The sequence below is a fragment of the Microcoleus sp. PH2017_09_SFU_O_A genome (assembly GCF_020738625.1).
GTDB lineage: Bacteria > Cyanobacteriota > Cyanobacteriia > Cyanobacteriales > Microcoleaceae > Microcoleus.
On record NZ_JAEQCF010000007.1, the window covers coordinates 39,555 to 53,961 of the forward strand.

18 protein-coding genes are annotated in these 14,407 nt (G+C 45.3%); 9 read left to right on the forward strand and 9 right to left on the reverse strand.

Translation table 11 applies throughout. From position 1 onward, the window contains the following. Nucleotides 1-292 precede the first annotated feature (292 nt). The 5 genes from JGK16_RS04555 (at nt 293) to cobA (ending at nt 4,555) form a co-directional block, all read left to right on the forward strand. Nucleotides 293-1,804, forward strand: coding sequence for a serine/threonine-protein kinase (locus JGK16_RS04555; RefSeq protein ID WP_293189755.1), 1,512 nt, complete (start codon nt 293-295; stop codon nt 1,802-1,804). Between the two features lie 131 nt (nt 1,805-1,935). Then, nucleotides 1,936-2,106, forward strand: a complete 171-nt coding sequence (locus JGK16_RS04560; protein WP_293202828.1) for a hypothetical protein — start codon at nt 1,936-1,938, stop codon at nt 2,104-2,106. Between the two features lie 45 nt (nt 2,107-2,151). Continuing rightward, nucleotides 2,152-2,835, forward strand: a complete 684-nt coding sequence (locus JGK16_RS04565) for a manganese catalase family protein (protein ID WP_293175790.1) — start codon at nt 2,152-2,154, stop codon at nt 2,833-2,835. Between the two features lie 143 nt (nt 2,836-2,978). Next, on the forward strand, nt 2,979-3,713 hold the full coding sequence (locus tag JGK16_RS04570) for a sirohydrochlorin chelatase (protein ID WP_293189756.1): 735 nt from the start codon (nt 2,979-2,981) through the stop codon (nt 3,711-3,713). Further along, the gene (gene cobA / locus JGK16_RS04575) at nt 3,710-4,555 is read left to right on the forward strand and encodes a uroporphyrinogen-III C-methyltransferase (RefSeq protein ID WP_293175788.1); all 846 of its coding nucleotides are present in this window, start codon (nt 3,710-3,712) and stop codon (nt 4,553-4,555) included. The genes JGK16_RS04570 and cobA overlap by 4 nt, the downstream gene beginning before the upstream one ends. Before the next feature lie 104 nt (nt 4,556-4,659). Here cobA and JGK16_RS04580 read toward each other — a convergent pair whose 3' ends face one another. The 7 genes from JGK16_RS04580 to JGK16_RS04610 all read right to left on the reverse strand — a co-directional run bounded on the left by JGK16_RS04580 (nt 4,660) and on the right by JGK16_RS04610 (nt 9,671). Then, nucleotides 4,660-6,912, reverse strand: a complete 2,253-nt coding sequence (locus JGK16_RS04580; protein ID WP_293175786.1) for a transglycosylase domain-containing protein — start codon at nt 6,910-6,912, stop codon at nt 4,660-4,662. Nucleotides 6,913-7,548: 636 nt separating this feature from the next. Beyond that, the gene (locus JGK16_RS04585) at nt 7,549-7,671 is read right to left on the reverse strand and encodes a photosystem II reaction center protein J (protein ID WP_293175784.1); all 123 of its coding nucleotides are present in this window, start codon (nt 7,669-7,671) and stop codon (nt 7,549-7,551) included. Between the two features lie 69 nt (nt 7,672-7,740). Next, nucleotides 7,741-7,863 (reverse strand): photosystem II reaction center protein L, encoded by a 123-nt coding sequence (locus JGK16_RS04590; RefSeq protein ID WP_293175782.1) that lies wholly within the window; start codon nt 7,861-7,863, stop codon nt 7,741-7,743. 9 nt (nt 7,864-7,872) lie between these two features. Then, entirely contained in the window at nt 7,873-8,010 is a 138-nt protein-coding gene (psbF, locus tag JGK16_RS04595; RefSeq protein ID WP_006635504.1) for a cytochrome b559 subunit beta, read from the reverse strand. A 20-nt stretch (nt 8,011-8,030) separates the two neighbouring features. Then, the gene (psbE, locus tag JGK16_RS04600) at nt 8,031-8,279 is read right to left on the reverse strand and encodes a cytochrome b559 subunit alpha (protein WP_293144446.1); all 249 of its coding nucleotides are present in this window, start codon (nt 8,277-8,279) and stop codon (nt 8,031-8,033) included. A 56-nt stretch (nt 8,280-8,335) separates the two neighbouring features. Then, nucleotides 8,336-9,349 carry a photosynthesis system II assembly factor Ycf48 gene (locus JGK16_RS04605; RefSeq protein ID WP_293175780.1) on the reverse strand — a complete coding sequence of 338 codons (1,014 nt, stop codon included), beginning with the start codon at nt 9,347-9,349 and terminating at the stop codon, nt 8,336-8,338. Then, complete coding sequence (locus tag JGK16_RS04610; protein ID WP_293175778.1) at nt 9,336-9,671, reverse strand: rubredoxin; 336 nt, start codon at nt 9,669-9,671, stop codon at nt 9,336-9,338. Before JGK16_RS04610 ends, JGK16_RS04605 begins: the two co-directional genes overlap by 14 nt. 522 nt (nt 9,672-10,193) lie before the next feature. Between JGK16_RS04610 and JGK16_RS04615 the strand changes: the two genes are divergently transcribed. The 4 genes from JGK16_RS04615 to JGK16_RS04630 all read left to right on the forward strand — a co-directional run bounded on the left by JGK16_RS04615 (nt 10,194) and on the right by JGK16_RS04630 (nt 12,195). Next, the gene (locus tag JGK16_RS04615) at nt 10,194-10,343 is read left to right on the forward strand and encodes a hypothetical protein (RefSeq protein WP_293175776.1); all 150 of its coding nucleotides are present in this window, start codon (nt 10,194-10,196) and stop codon (nt 10,341-10,343) included. A 277-nt stretch (nt 10,344-10,620) separates the two neighbouring features. Further along, nucleotides 10,621-10,983 (forward strand): photosynthetic/respiratory NAD(P)H-quinone oxidoreductase subunit C, encoded by a 363-nt coding sequence (gene ndhC, locus JGK16_RS04620; protein ID WP_006635500.1) that lies wholly within the window; start codon nt 10,621-10,623, stop codon nt 10,981-10,983. Next, nucleotides 10,974-11,699 (forward strand): photosynthetic/respiratory NAD(P)H-quinone oxidoreductase subunit K, encoded by a 726-nt coding sequence (ndhK, locus tag JGK16_RS04625; RefSeq protein WP_265233759.1) that lies wholly within the window; start codon nt 10,974-10,976, stop codon nt 11,697-11,699. The genes ndhC and ndhK overlap by 10 nt, the downstream gene beginning before the upstream one ends. After that, nucleotides 11,692-12,195: an NAD(P)H-quinone oxidoreductase subunit J gene (locus tag JGK16_RS04630; RefSeq protein ID WP_293189757.1), complete on the forward strand. Its 504-nt coding sequence runs from the start codon at nt 11,692-11,694 to the stop codon at nt 12,193-12,195. The genes ndhK and JGK16_RS04630 overlap by 8 nt, the downstream gene beginning before the upstream one ends. A gap of 165 nt (nt 12,196-12,360) precedes the next feature. Here JGK16_RS04630 and JGK16_RS04635 read toward each other — a convergent pair whose 3' ends face one another. Both JGK16_RS04635 and JGK16_RS04640 read right to left on the reverse strand, forming a co-directional pair. After that, on the reverse strand, nt 12,361-13,518 hold the full coding sequence (locus JGK16_RS04635) for a hypothetical protein (protein WP_293175771.1): 1,158 nt from the start codon (nt 13,516-13,518) through the stop codon (nt 12,361-12,363). A 49-nt stretch (nt 13,519-13,567) separates the two neighbouring features. Beyond that, nucleotides 13,568-14,368, reverse strand: coding sequence for a TauD/TfdA family dioxygenase (locus tag JGK16_RS04640; RefSeq protein WP_293175769.1), 801 nt, complete (start codon nt 14,366-14,368; stop codon nt 13,568-13,570). Between the last annotated feature and the right edge of the window lie 39 nt (nt 14,369-14,407).

Below are 14,407 nucleotides of genomic sequence, written 5' to 3' on the forward strand. Positions count from 1 at the left end.
ATACCTTTGGTTAATGTGCCAGTTGCGTCTCGGAATGTAAATGAAACGCCCGCGCAGCAAGCTGTCGCGCGCCCGGATCTGTGTCAGCTTGGGGCGCCGTGCACATTGTATAACATCGCGATCGGGCCCAGCGGAATAGAATAGCCTTATATCCATGTGTGCGTCTATTGTCAACTAATTTTCTTCTCTTATCTCTCTTCCTTCGCCCCGCGAAGCAAGGAGACTATGAAAGCGGTGCATTTAAAAAACTTCTTCACAATCCAAAATCTCAAATATAAAATCTCAAATCCCTATGAGCTACTGTATTAACCCAGAATGTCAAAATCCCGAAAATTCACTCACAGAAAAACTTTGCTTGAACTGCGGCTTTAACCTATTGTTGAGACAGCGGTATCGCCCGATTAAACTCTTAGGAAGAGGTGGATTTGGCAAAACTTTCCTCGCCATTGATGAAGACATCCCCTCGCAACCGCGCTGTGCCCTCAAGCAATTTTATTTTCGCGATCGCGATCCAGTAATTTTCAACAAAGCCCTTGAATTATTCCACCAAGAAGCAGTCCGTTTAGACGAACTGGGAAAACACGCGCAAATTCCCACTTTATTAGCTGCATTTGAACAAGAAGGTCATATTTATTTAGTTCAAGAGTTTATAGACGGGCCGACTCTCAAAGAAGAATTAGACCAAAGTGTCTGCGATGAAAATCAAATTTGGCAACTGCTGCAAGACTTATTACCCGTGCTGCAATTCATCCACGACAACCGCGTCATTCACCGCGACATCAAACCTGAAAATATTATCCGCCGCCAGTCGGACAACAAACTCGTATTGATCGATTTCGGCATTGCCAAACTGCTGACTGATTCAGCTATACTCCGTTCAGCAACGCTGATCGGGAGTCAAGATTATATAGCTCCCGAACAAATGCGCGGTAAAGTATTTCCTGCTAGCGACCTTTACAGTTTAGGTGTTACTTGCATTCGCCTGATGACGCAAGTTCCGCCGTTGGATATGTACGACTGTAAAACCGAGCGCTGGTGGTGGCGCGAGTTTCTCCCCAAAGGCACGAGTATTAGCGCCGAGTTAGGTGAGATTTTAGATAAATTGCTACAAACTCATCTTTGTCAGCGCTACAGTTTTGCGGCGGAAGTTTTGCAAGATATCAATGCAGTTTTAGATATTCGCCAGCAAAATTTGGTTGTGCCGAAAAAGCCGATCGCCCAAACTCTCATTAATACCGACAACTCGCCTTATTTCAAAGCCCTGCCAACTTCTGAGCCTCCGATTTCACCGACCAAAACTACCGCCAATTCCGCAGAAACTTTGTCCTTATCAAGGATTTCAAATCTCGATTCTACCATGATTTCAGCAGCGGGAGTTGATTATACCAAACTGCGGGATTGTTTGTCAACTAAAAAGTGGAAAGAAGCCGATCGCGAAACTTGGGCCGTGATGTGTCAATCTCTATCGCTGACACCGGGAATTCAGCTAGAAATCAGCCAAATTTACAAGTTACCATGCGAAGATTTGCAAATAGTCGATCGCCTGTGGCTGCACTACAGTCAAGGTCGGTTTGGCTTCAGCGTCCAAAAGGAAATCTATGAAAGCGTCAAGGGAGATTATGTCAGATTTTGCGATCGGGTAAACTGGCAAACCTACAATTCTGCTACTGCTTCGGGACAACTTAAATTTACTCAAAAAGCACCAATCGGACACCTCCCCTCTCGCAGTTGGGTTGGTGGCATTCAGTGGCTGCGACACCTCGATGCCTTGTCAGCAAAGCTAACCGAATGCAACAACAATTGACTATTGATATTTGTTATTTGTTATTTGTTATTTGTTATTTGTTATTTTTGAATATTTCGCAATAATTAATAACCAATAACTAATGACTAATAGCGTTCGCGAGCAGGGACAGCACTAATGACTAATGACTAATGCCCAATGACCTGTTTGGCCACTGCCCTGTTTGCCCAATTCCCGATGCCCAATTCCCGATGCCCAATAACTTAACTCTACCTGAAAGCAGAGCAATGGCTCCCGCTAGATGTATCCAACGAGCGAGGTTCAGTGCGATCGCTTGTCGCACAATATATTCTGAAGCATAAACACAGATACAAGTCTGCAACCGAACTAAAGAGAGGTATCGATCGATGTTTTTTCACAAAAAGCCACTAATGTCTGCGGTAACAGTAGACGAAGCCAACCCCCGTTTTGCCCAACTGCTGCTAGAACAGTTTGGCGGAGCAACCGGAGAACTGACAGCAGCTTTGCAATACTGGGTGCAGTCCTTTCACTGTGAAAATGCAGAGATTAAGGATATGCTCCAAGATATTGCGATCGAAGAATTCAGCCACTTAGAAATGGTTGGCAAACTGATCGAAGCTCACACCAAAAACGTTGACCAAACAGAAGCTTACAAAAGCACTTTGTTTGCAGTCAGAGGTGTAGGCCCGCACTTGTTGGATAGCCAAGGTCAAGCTTGGAGTGCTGCTTACGTCAACGAAGGCGGCGATGTTGTCCGCGATTTGCGCGCTAATATCGGTGCGGAAGCAGGAGCTCGCCAAACCTACGAAGCATTGATTGAACTAGCGCCGGATGCGGGAACGAAAAAGACGCTGCACTTCTTGCTGACTCGGGAAATTTCCCACACTCAAATGTTCATGAAAGCTTTGGAAGCGATGGGCAAACTTACCGATCCGTTCTTCGGAAATATCGCGCCAGATTCAACAGTAGATTTGTTCTTTAATTTGTCTAGTGATGGCAAAGACCAACCAACTGCTTTGAACTCTGAACCTACTTTCAAGTACGTCGCCGAGCCTACTCCTCAAGGTTAATCAGAATATTCGGCAACTGTTATCCCCGACTTCTTTAAGAAGTCGGGGATTTCGGCGTTCGGTTTTTTTTAGGAGTTGCGGCTCCCTGATGTTAGAATTATTCAACATCCCGATCGACCATTAACATCAAATCCCTATTGAAATTGCGATCGACTTACCTATTAGTTTCTCACGGCAGCCGCGACCCCAGACCGCAAGTAGCTTTGGAAAACCTGGCTCAACTGCTGTCTGATAATTTGGCCCACTCCTTCCCCGCAGTCGCCACCGCCACCCTAGAACTCGGCCCCGCGCCACTCCACGAACAAATTTGCAGTTTTGGCGATCGTACCCTCTCCCTCGGACTGACTCATTTGCAAATCCTGCCCGTATTTTTATTACCCGGAGTTCACGTCGCCGACGACATACCCGCAGAGGTGGAAATTGCCCAGAAAACTTTTGGTTCCCGGTTAAACATAGAAGTGCGCCCGCATTTAGGTTCCCAAGTAGCAGGCTTAACAAACTTGCTCAAAACTCAGATGCAAGAGCTAGCTTTTGTCCCCAATTTGCTATCCCCAAAATGGATTGTACTATCTCACGGCAGCCGCCGCCCCGGAGGTAACTCGACATTTGAAGAAATCGCCAGCCAACTCGGTGCAGAGACTGCTTATTGGTCAGTAAAGCCGAGTTTGGAAGAACGAATTGACAGTTTAGTTCGTGATGGACAGCAGCAAATAGGAATTGTGCCATACTTCTTATTTAATGGAGGAATTACAGATGCGATCGCCAAAAATGTCGAGCAGCTACAGCAGCAATTTCCCACGGCAGAACTTCATCTCGCAAATCCTCTAGGCGCCAGTGTAGAATTAGCAGACTTAATTCGGGATTTAATTCAAAAATGAATCGCAAAGACACAGAAGAGGTCAAGGAAGCAAGAAAAATGTCTTTAGGTAAAGTGTATTTAGTAGGTGCAGGCCCCGGAGATCCGGGTTTGATGACTTTGAAGGGAAAAGCGCTGTTAGAGTGCGCGGATGTGGTGATTTACGACGCTTTAGTCAGCCCTCAAATTTTGGCAGTCATCAACCCCCAAGCAGAACGAATTGATGCCGGGAAACGCAAAGGCCGTCACTCGTTAATGCAGGACGAAACTACTCAGTTAATGATAGACAAAGCTCAAGATAATGCGATCGTAGTTCGTCTCAAAGGCGGCGATCCGTTTATTTTTGGGCGCGGCGGCGAAGAAATGGAAGATTTGGTAAAAGCTGGAGTCTCGGTAGAAGTTGTACCCGGTGTCACTTCGGGAATTGCGGCCCCGGCTTATGCGGGAATTCCTCTGACACATCGATCGTACAGTTCGTCAGTCACTTTTGTCACCGGCCACGAATCAGCCGGAAAATATCGGCCGGAGGTTAATTGGCAGGCGATCGCCCGCGGCTCCGAAACTATTGTAGTATACATGGGAATCCACAATTTGCCTTATATCATCGGCCAGTTAACAGCAGCCGAATTGAGCGCAGAAACGCCCGTAGCCTTAGTGCGCTGGGGAACGCGGCCGGAACAAGAGGAATTGATTGGCACTTTGAGTACAATTGTAGAGCAAGTTGAGGCGACTGGATTTTCCGCACCTGCGATCGCCGTAATCGGAAATGTCGTTAATTTGCACTCTATATTGTCTGGCTGTCGGCCACATCAGACGGTGGTTGAAACCGCACCTACACAAACGATTTCTGCCTCCGCAGACTGAACAAAACAAATTAAATTTAACAATCTTTGTCTTCAACCCGCGGAGGCGGGTTTTGTCTGTGTAGACGCGGTTTTAACCGCCGTGTCTTTTCTACAAACCTATGTTCAACGCGCCACCTGCCGCATATATTCCCCCCACAACTGAGCCGCATTTGCACTACCTCCGCCAGTCGGAGAATTATCATCATTTCCCAACCAAACTCCTGTCACCAGTTGCTGGCTGGGAATATAACCGACAAACCACAAATCTTTATTATCATTAGTCGTGCCTGTTTTTCCAGCTTCTCCCAAGCCCAAAGCAGCACTGCTACCCGTACCTCCCCGAACAACTCCTTGCAGCATATCAGTCATCGTATCCGCGACGCCTTCAGAAACTAACTGTCGATTGGCAACGCCATCTTTTTGATAGTCATAAATCACCCGACAACTTTTAAAATCATTTCGATCTTTGCAGTCGCTGCTGTCAATAATTCGCTTGATTACGTGGGGGCGATTCCCCAAACCCCGGTTCGCCAAAACCCCGAACGCACCCGTTAATTGCAATACGTTAACTTCACTTTCACCTAACACTAAACCGGGGGAAGAACGCAGGGGAGATGTAATCCCCAAACGTCTGGCCATGCCCACTACATTGTCTAAACCGACATCTTGCGCGACTCTCAAAGCAATGGGATTTTCCGACTGTGCTAAACCCCGATACATATCAGTGCTACCGCTGGTTCTGGCGCAGCCATTGTAACTTTGTCCTCCCCAAGAAAGCGGCTCGCAAGAATAAGTCTTACTGGGTGGGATTCCGCGTTCTAGGGCGGCGGCATAGGTGAAAATCTTAAATGTAGAACCGGGCTGTCTCAATGCTTGGGTAGCCCGATTAAACTGACTTTGCAAGTAATCTACACCCCCAACTAATGCTAAGACTTCCCCGGTTGTAGAATTGAGAGTTACTACAGCTCCTTGAGAAAAACCTGCATTCGCTCCGGCATTTTCTACGGCATTTTTGAGGGAAGATTCAGCTACTTTTTGCAGACCTGGATTTAAGCCTGTTTCTACAATAAAATTGCCTTCTCTGGCTAACTGCTCCCCCAACAAAAACTCCAATTCGTCAAATACATAATTGTAGAAATAAGGCGCGATCGTACTTTGCAGGTATTGGCGGGCTTTGGGATTGATGTCAATTCGCGATCGCCTCGCGCGATCGGCTTCTTCCTGAGAAACCGTCCCCATGGCTCGCATCCGTTCGATTACTCGATCGCGATACTGCACCGCCAACTGATAATTTTGAATCGGATTAAAACTGTTTGGCCCAGGCAAAATCCCCGCCAAAGTCGCCGCCTCAGACAAAGTCAAATCCTTCGCCGACTTGGCAAAATAAAATCGAGACGCATCCTCAAAACCGTAGAGGTCAATTCCCAAAAACACGCGATTTAAATAAGTCAGCAACAGCTCATCTTTGCTGTAATAACTCTCTAGTTTCAAAGCAACTACTGCTTCCCGGAATTTGCGTCCGCCCGAATCTTGAGTACCTACATAATCTCGAAACAAACTCCGCGCTAACTGCTGCGTCAGAGTGCTACCGCCTTCGCGAATTCCTCCCCCGCGCACATTGGTCAACAGCGCCCGCAAAACGCCGATCGGATCTACGCCCAAATGCCAATTGTAGCGGCTGTCTTCCGAAGCAAGTACCGCCTTGGATAAATAAGGCGAAAAATCCTGCAATTGCTTCAATTCTAAGTGAGCGTTATTCTGAGGGGGACGCAGCGGAGTTTGTCCGTCGCGGGCGTAAACAATCACAGGGCCGTTGATACTTCTCGGTAGAGGCCGCACTTGAAACTTGGTCGATTCAACACCAACCAAAATAGCTATCAGAGTGGTGATTCCGCTAACACCGTAAAAGCTGTAACGCAAAAATTCTAAATACCAAGGTGGCGGATCTACGTACTGAACTCTGACGGCGGCGGCGAGTTCCGGCGGCCCTAATGTGAACACGTCTCCGTGACGGAGGGACATACTTTTAATTCGTCTTTTCCCTCTGTAAATGCCGTTGGTAGAGTCTTCGTCTTTAATTACAAAAGGTGTTCGCCGTCGAGTATCCCGCGACAGGGATAGGTGTACGTGACTGACAACGGGATTGCGAACTACAATATCTGAAGCTTTGGACGATCGACCTAACAGATATCGATCGCCCAATAGCGGATAAACCTCAGCTTTAGCCGCACCTGCATCCTGTACCCACAGTTCGGGTACTTTGGCATTTGGTTTCAGGGCTAGCTGGTTAAAATTAACCTTGGCAATTGTCTGGACTGCTTGGGTAATCGCACCCAAGACGGTTTGAGGTTTGCGGGGCGGCTGCGGTGGGGTCATATTTCGCTATGGACTACGATCGAGCGATCGGCTCTTGAATCATTCTACTCGCAACTTTTGGCTATTTTCAGGATCTGTCCCATACTTTGGGCGATCGACCGTCGATGTTAGATTTTAGATTTTAGATTTTAGATTTTAGATTTATACCGTGTCCTGTCAATTACCTAAAATTAAAAAGGTTCGATCGTTCGGACTTTAGTCCTACTAGCGATTCCCAGCAAAATATTATAATTTTCCTAAACAATGAACTGTTTATCTAACATTTATCCTCGATTTATATCATTTATCAAAACTTTTGCTACAAAACAATTGTTCGGATTGTTTGATCGACCTCGATCGAGGCTAATTCTTAGGTACGTAGTTGCGCTCTTTGCGCTCCGATCTTAATATATATAGCCATCCTAAATCATTATCACGGGCGGCGAACATAAATGTGATTTCGCCTAAATCAATCAGGGACACGGCTTGACCTAAGTCCCTACAGGTACTCATGAAAATCCTGCGAGGATTGCGATAAGAGCGCAAAGAGCGCAACTACGTACCTTTATTTAGTGTGACGGTTGCGTCTAAGACTGAATTAATTAAAACCCCCCTTTTTCAAGGGAGGTTTTAGGCGTAAAATACGCAATATTGTCCTTACATCGAAGAACCCAAACCGGCATAAGCACCGTAGAAGAAAAGGCTCAAAATGCTCAGAGCACCGAGACCTGCGACAGTAGCTACCAGCCACAAAGGAATTCTGCCACTTTCACTAAACATAGCGATCACCTCACTAATTCACAGCTAAACAAATTGGATTGAATCACAGAGATTGAACTGAACCACCAGTTAGTTAAAGAAATAACTGGAGAACAAAATCCCCAACACAAAAATCAGCAATAAACCCAAATAAAGAGAAGTCCGGTTTAACTCGACTGGCTGCTCGTTGGGATTAGGGGCGCGTTCAGGCATTATAAACTCCTATCGTTGAATAAATTGCATTGCTGCGATCGCGCCCAAAAAGAAAATCGTTGGGACACCTAAAGTATGAACGGCCAACCAGCGTACCGTAAAAATCGGATACGAAATTGGCTCATTGTTTGGCGTTCTGCTCGTCATTTTTCCAAATCCTTGTAAAATTACTTGCCAATGAACTGATCTACTTGTTTCTTAGCTTCAAAGCGATCCGAGATAATCGGAACTTCTTCGCGCTGCTCTGTGAAATACTGGTTAGGGCGAGGAGTTCCGAAAGCATCGTAAGCCAAACCAGTTTGCACAAACAGCCATCCAGCAATAAACAAAGCTGGAATGGTGAGGCTGTGAATTACCCAATAACGGATGCTTGTAATAATGTCCCCAAACGGACGTTCTCCAGTTGTACCGGCCATTTAGAATCCTCCTTTCAACAACAAATCGACAGACAATCTCTATTACTATTCTACTATCAAGCAGCTTGCGCTGAACCTTGATATTTAAGTAGAGTACCGCTCGCACCAATCACGAATCCGCGATCGGGGCCCATAAAGACAATCCTGTAAAAATTAGCAGGAACGTCCTCAACTTCGCGGTCTTTTTGCCAAGTTTTCCCGCCATCCAAACTGCACAGCAAATTGCCGCCGCCGCCGGCTACCCAAACTTCATTATCAGTCCGGTAAGCCATGTCTAGCAAACCCCAACTCGCTTTGCGATCGGGAAAAAACGGTTTTCCCCAACCTTCAGGATTGGACGGATCGCTAAACTGAATCTGACCGCCGCGGGCGAGCATCCACAAACGCCCGTCCTTGGTAAAGCCCATGTTTTGCAAGCGGCGAGAACTATTGCGGTTGTGGGGTTCCCAAGCTTGTTGTCCTGGTCTCCACACGGAGTAGAAATTACCTTTCGAGGATACCGCAACATACTGCCCGTCTTCCGAGCGGTTGATATTGCGAACTACCCCAAAAGAATCTTGCACGATCGCTTTCCAATTTTTGCCACCGTCAGAAGTCCGGTAAATCGCCCCGACATCCGTCGTCATATCAGCCGTATTTGGGCCAATAGCGGCGATCGTACTCGGAGAACCTGGTAACTGAGAGCTTAAAGCAATCCGCGTCCAAGACTTGCCCTCATCTTCTGTGTGGAGCAAAACCGAAGGCTGACCGACAATCCAGCCTTCGGAACCGGAAAAACTCACCGACGCAAAACGCGATCTCGGCTCGTCTATATCCAGTGCTACTGGCTTCCAGTTAGTCCCGCCGTCGATCGTTTCAAACAGAGTCGCCTCAGAACCAACAACCCAGCCGTGCTGGGCATTTCCCGTAAAGGCAATATCCTGTAAATTAGCTTCTGTTGGCAAGGAAATCACTTGCCAAGGGTTGTAACTCACAGAACCGATCGTGCTGCAACTCGTACAGATGAGTGCAGCCGCCAATAACATTACAATTCGTTGCCAAAATCTCACAATCGTTTTACTGCAAACCATACATACTAAGTAACAACAAGAAACCAACGACCAAGCCGCCAAAAATCAGCAAACTTTTTTGACCTTCGGTCATGCCGTTGACGCCGACACCGTAGCGCTGATTTGCTTTAAATCCCGATACTCCTTCCATCTGACCCAGATTTTGAAAGACCGACTTGCGGCCCGCGCAAACGGGACAAACCCAAGTAGCGGGCAAATCTTCAAAAGCTGTGCCAGGGGCAATGTCATTTTTAGGATTCCCTTTTTTCGGATCGTAGACGTAGCCGCAGGCGCGGCACTCGTGCCGATCGAGGGTCTTAGTCTCAGTGGCTCGATCGCTCATAGTTCCAAAAAGAGTAGGTCAGTTGACACTCTCCGGGCTTTAGCCACGGAGATTCTTAAGACCACAATTTGAGTCTTAAAGGCGCTGACAAATCGCCTCTACACGCTCAAAACAACTACTAACACCAGAAGTATTGCAATTGCGCTTACTTTGATCTTTTTATACTTTCAGAGTCCATCACGCCCGCCAGTTAGGTACGCTCAACAATTCACTATTGCTTGTTTAACTCTCGCTACGATCGAGTCGAGGCGAGCTAAATCAGGAGTTACACCTTTTGATATTGTTTCAACACGTAGATGGTTGTTCTTACTTGCCTTTCTAGATCTTCTAACGCGAAGCCGTCCTAGAAGGACGGGGCTTCAGACCCATTTTGTTGGTGAAGTACCTCAACTAAGCTTCGTTATAGTTGGGGCTGCCAACCAACACTCAGATTAGGACGGTCTTATTCGTCTTCGAGGTTTCCCGTCTCAACCGCCGATACCACGTTAGGGACACCACAAGGGTGTTCGACACAAAGCGTCGATGATGGTCTTACTCAGCGTCCACAGGCAGCCGCCCGTCTTCCACAGGCAGTTAGAATATCGTTTACCCAATCCTGAGATTGCGGTTTTATTAAAATATACATTAAAAATTATTGCAGAAGATGGACAATTAATCTCGATCGACCAGTAATTTCTGTTACCGAAAAATTGGGCCTAAAGCCCCGTGTCCCGATCGGACGGCTTTTATGATAAGTTATGTATTTATGTATTGTTGATTCGCGAGATGTAAAAATCCGGTCTCAACTGTATAAATCCAAAAAATCTCAAATAAGTTGGGGCATCAACTATCGTGCTAGGCAATATCAGACAAGCCGTGCTTGCTTTTGCTGTTTAAATCCACAATCCCCATGCCTTTAGGTTGGGGAGTATGTCAAATAACCCTTTCACAGAGGCAGTAATTATTCACCGTGTTTGCACTTAGCGGCTACGAGTATTTTTTAGGCTTCCTGTTAATTTCGAGCCTAGTGCCTATCCTCGCCCTCACGGCGTCTAAGGTACTGCGGCCCAAAAGTCGTCCCTACGACCGACGCACTACCTACGAATCTGGCGTTGAGCCGATCGGCGGAGCCTGGATTCAGTTCAACATCCGATATTATATGTTCGCCCTGGTCTTCGTCATCTTCGACGTAGAGACCGTATTCCTCTACCCTTGGGCGGTTGCTTTCAACCAGCTAGGACTCTTGGCTTTCATCGAAGCCTTGTTTTTCATCACGATCCTCGTTATTGCTCTTGTATATGCATGGCGCAAAGGAGCCTTAGAATGGTCTTAAGTTCTGATACATCACAAAAATCCCTAATTGTCAATCCGGCAGAGCGGCCGCAAGTCACATCCGAATTATCAGAGAACGTCATCCTAACCACGGTTGATGACATCTATAACTGGGCGAGACTTTCCAGCCTGTGGCCGTTGCTTTACGGCACGGCTTGCTGCTTCATCGAATTTGCAGCTTTGATTGGTTCGCGCTTTGACTTCGACAGATTCGGCTTAGTACCGCGATCGAGCCCCAGACAAGCTGACCTGTTAATCACCGCAGGTACAATTACCATGAAGTACGCCCCCATCTTGGTGCGGCTGTACGAACAAATGCCCGAACCCAAGTACGTGATCGCCATGGGCGCTTGCACGATCACGGGCGGAATGTTCAGCGTAGACTCCCCCACAGCAGTCAGAGGCGTTGACAAACTTATCCCCGTAGATGTGTACATCCCCGGCTGTCCCCCGCGTCCCGAAGCGATTATTGACGCCATTATCAAACTGCGGAAAAAAATCGCCAACGACTCAATGCAAGAAAGGGCTAACTTGTTACCGACTCACCGCTACTACACCAGACCCCACAAAATGAAAGTAGTAGACGACATTTTGGATGGCAAATATTTGTCAATTCCCGGGCGGATAGCCCCACCGAAGGAGTTGACGGAAGCAATGGGAATGCCCGTACCGCCCGCCCTGCTTGCAGGACAAAAACAGGAGGTACAACGTGGCTGAGACAGAATCTGCGATTGTTGAAGCTGGGAAGGTTTCTCAGTGGTTGACTCAGAATGGCTTCGATCACGAGGCTTTAGCTGCTGATAATTTGGGTGTGGAGATCTTAAAGGTCGATCGCGACTTCCTAATTCCCATGTCAACTGCACTGTACGCCTACGGGTTCAATTATATGCAGTGCCAGTGCGCCTACGACCAAGGCCCTGGACAAGATTTAGTCAGCGTCTACCACTTGGCTAAATTGACGGACAACGCTTCGCACCCCGAAGAAGTCCGCGTCAAAGTATTTATTCCCCGCGAAGATCCGAGAGTTCCATCAGTTTACTGGATTTGGAAAGCAGCAGATTTCCAAGAGCGGGAATCCTACGATATGTACGGCATCGTCTACGAAGGACATCCAAATCTGAAACGGATTTTGATGAATGAAGATTGGGTAGGCTGGCCGCTGCGGAAAGATTACATTTCCCCTGATTTTTACGAACTGCAAGACGCTTATTAAGGGAGTTTTGTGAGGGCGGGTTTAGAGCATAAAATTTGACTTTTAAAGTTTAGTTTTATGTGAAACTCGCCCTCTATTTTTTGGCTAATTTGGATTTTCAAACCGCAGATGCACGCTGATTTACGCAGATGAGTACAAATTTTTACACGAAGATACTGGAAGGGATTAAGGAAAGTAAGTAGTTCCTAGAGATTCATAAGTGATGTGAGGAAAATTTTGCAACAACATCTTTCGTTGTTCATGAGATAAGTTTTTAAATTTATCAGTTACTACAGTGTAAGCTGCACAAAAACCAGGCATACCAAGCAACTCAGCAGTAAGCCCTTGAAAAAATTCCGGTGAGAGATTGGTCAATCTTGAAATATCATCAAGCCATGTTGTAAAATTTTGTCCATGAAGATGTACTTTTAAATCTAAATTTAATCTTATCTCTCTTTCAAGCAAGCCAATTAAAAGTCGAATAATAATTGATTTTTGAGATGAAGGATACCACTGAGGAATCTCGATATAAGATTCTTTCATGAGGTTTAATAATATTATTTCCACAGACATTGCTTGTGCTTCAAGAAACAAAAACTCGTTGGGAGCTAATATGTTAGACCACTTTTTATCATAAGCTTGCATTTGCCAAATATGCACAGAATCGTGAATGATATGCCATACAAAGAACTGGGATGGTCTAAAAATTCCTGGATCGACTAAGGTGGGACAATCTAGGAAGCGCCAGCACCGCCATACCTCTGAACTCCAGTCAGCGACTCTCAGTTTTGGAGAAGCATATAAAGTTTCGCGACTTGGTAAGTAGTCTTTGAGGTATCTATCAGCTACTTCCGTAAACCATTCATCATACGCCCTTGTGTACAACGAAGAAACTTGTAAACTCCAATCGCTTGGAATGGTATCTGATTCAACTTCCCTCTTCAAATTGTCATTTAAATTATTTTTATAGCAACCCAAAAACTCACAAATTTCTTCAACTCTAGAGGAGATCGTATGATGAGAATTCATTGTTGTTTCAACATTATTCAAGTCGATACAACTAGCTACCTGTGGATTAAATCGAATGCTTGCTGCAATTTTGAGACAACGCTCAGACATCTCTTGCTGCTGACCGTAATTTAGCAGGAGATTAGCTGCTTTTTGAAGTTTGCGCGCTGCTGCTTCACCTCCAAATTCACCGCAAATTAAATAGAAAATTTCCAGAAAACCTTCAAGATTGTCAAACTGTTGATTTAGTAAAGAAGTGACTGCTTCATCATAGAAGGCTTTTGCTGTCCACGCTCCCTGACCAACTTTGGAATATTGTTCAATATACTTTTCCATTTTTTTATGGTAGCTGTTTTTATCGGGAAATAAAAGTATTTGTCTTTGACTAATTCATGCGAATTCTCAGAAGTAATCTGTTTGAATCTAAAAATGGCGATCGACCGTGTAACATCCTATGGTTATATACAAAAATTGCTTCTCCATTATTAAGTAACAAACTAGAGCAATATCTACTTGTGTGAATCAAATCATTAAAAACTTGAAGCTTTTCCTCAAAATCTTTTACATGGCTGTGCTTAATTAATTCTAATCCGGTCTTCAAAGTGTCATATCTGTATCTAATCATGGGAATATCTGAAATCAAACTTGAATAAATATATGCCGTTTTATTTTGGGTTTGAAATATAGTTGGGACTGCGATAGGAAATTTGGTTTTACAAGCAAACTCGATCGTCTGTCTTCCCAAATAACTTTTTTTTAATTCATTGAAAACTAGGTTAAAATCCAGTAATAAAGTTTCTCCTCCTGCACACTCAGCTTGACGAAAAACAAGTAACGCCATATATTTTTCAGGCAACTTCCTGTATTGAGAATCAGTGTGTAATGGAGCAGCTTTGTTATGTTCGGAAAAAGTTACGATCTGAGAGATTGATGATTTAGGCTTGATTTCCCATACAAAATCAGATTGACCGAGATTGTGAGGCACTAAAGTACCAATATGAGAGGAAAGCTTTGTCAAAAAGAGCTTTGCAGAACTCAAATCGTAAGACTCGGATTCTAATCCCTGCAAAATTATAAAACCGTGCCTATCGACATATTTTCTTATCCATCTACCCACTGTCCCAATAGAACCGAACCTTTTAAGCAAATACTTATACTCAAATTTATGCTTTTCAGCAGACAACATATTACAGAATTCTAGATTAAATTTAGTCAAGTTTTATTG

Coding starts and splice junctions, on each gene's coding strand:
- JGK16_RS04555 (WP_293189755.1), top strand. CDS start 293: ATGAGCTACTGTATTAACCCAGAATGTCAAAATCCCGAAAATTCACTC.
- JGK16_RS04560 (WP_293202828.1), top strand. CDS start 1,936: ATGCCCAATGACCTGTTTGGCCACTGCCCTGTTTGCCCAATTCCCGAT.
- JGK16_RS04565 (WP_293175790.1), top strand. CDS start 2,152: ATGTTTTTTCACAAAAAGCCACTAATGTCTGCGGTAACAGTAGACGAA.
- cobA (WP_293175788.1), top strand. CDS start 3,710: ATGAATCGCAAAGACACAGAAGAGGTCAAGGAAGCAAGAAAAATGTCT.
- JGK16_RS04580 (WP_293175786.1), bottom strand. CDS start 6,912: ATGACCCCACCGCAGCCGCCCCGCAAACCTCAAACCGTCTTGGGTGCG.
- JGK16_RS04585 (WP_293175784.1), bottom strand. CDS start 7,671: ATGTTTAGTGAAAGTGGCAGAATTCCTTTGTGGCTGGTAGCTACTGTC.
- JGK16_RS04590 (WP_293175782.1), bottom strand. CDS start 7,863: ATGCCTGAACGCGCCCCTAATCCCAACGAGCAGCCAGTCGAGTTAAAC.
- psbF (WP_006635504.1), bottom strand. CDS start 8,010: ATGACGAGCAGAACGCCAAACAATGAGCCAATTTCGTATCCGATTTTT.
- psbE (WP_293144446.1), bottom strand. CDS start 8,279: ATGGCCGGTACAACTGGAGAACGTCCGTTTGGGGACATTATTACAAGC.
- JGK16_RS04605 (WP_293175780.1), bottom strand. CDS start 9,349: ATGGTTTGCAGTAAAACGATTGTGAGATTTTGGCAACGAATTGTAATG.
- JGK16_RS04610 (WP_293175778.1), bottom strand. CDS start 9,671: ATGAGCGATCGAGCCACTGAGACTAAGACCCTCGATCGGCACGAGTGC.
- JGK16_RS04615 (WP_293175776.1), top strand. CDS start 10,194: ATGATGGTCTTACTCAGCGTCCACAGGCAGCCGCCCGTCTTCCACAGG.
- ndhK (WP_265233759.1), top strand. CDS start 10,974: ATGGTCTTAAGTTCTGATACATCACAAAAATCCCTAATTGTCAATCCG.
- JGK16_RS04635 (WP_293175771.1), bottom strand. CDS start 13,518: ATGGAAAAGTATATTGAACAATATTCCAAAGTTGGTCAGGGAGCGTGG.
- JGK16_RS04640 (WP_293175769.1), bottom strand. CDS start 14,368: ATGTTGTCTGCTGAAAAGCATAAATTTGAGTATAAGTATTTGCTTAAA.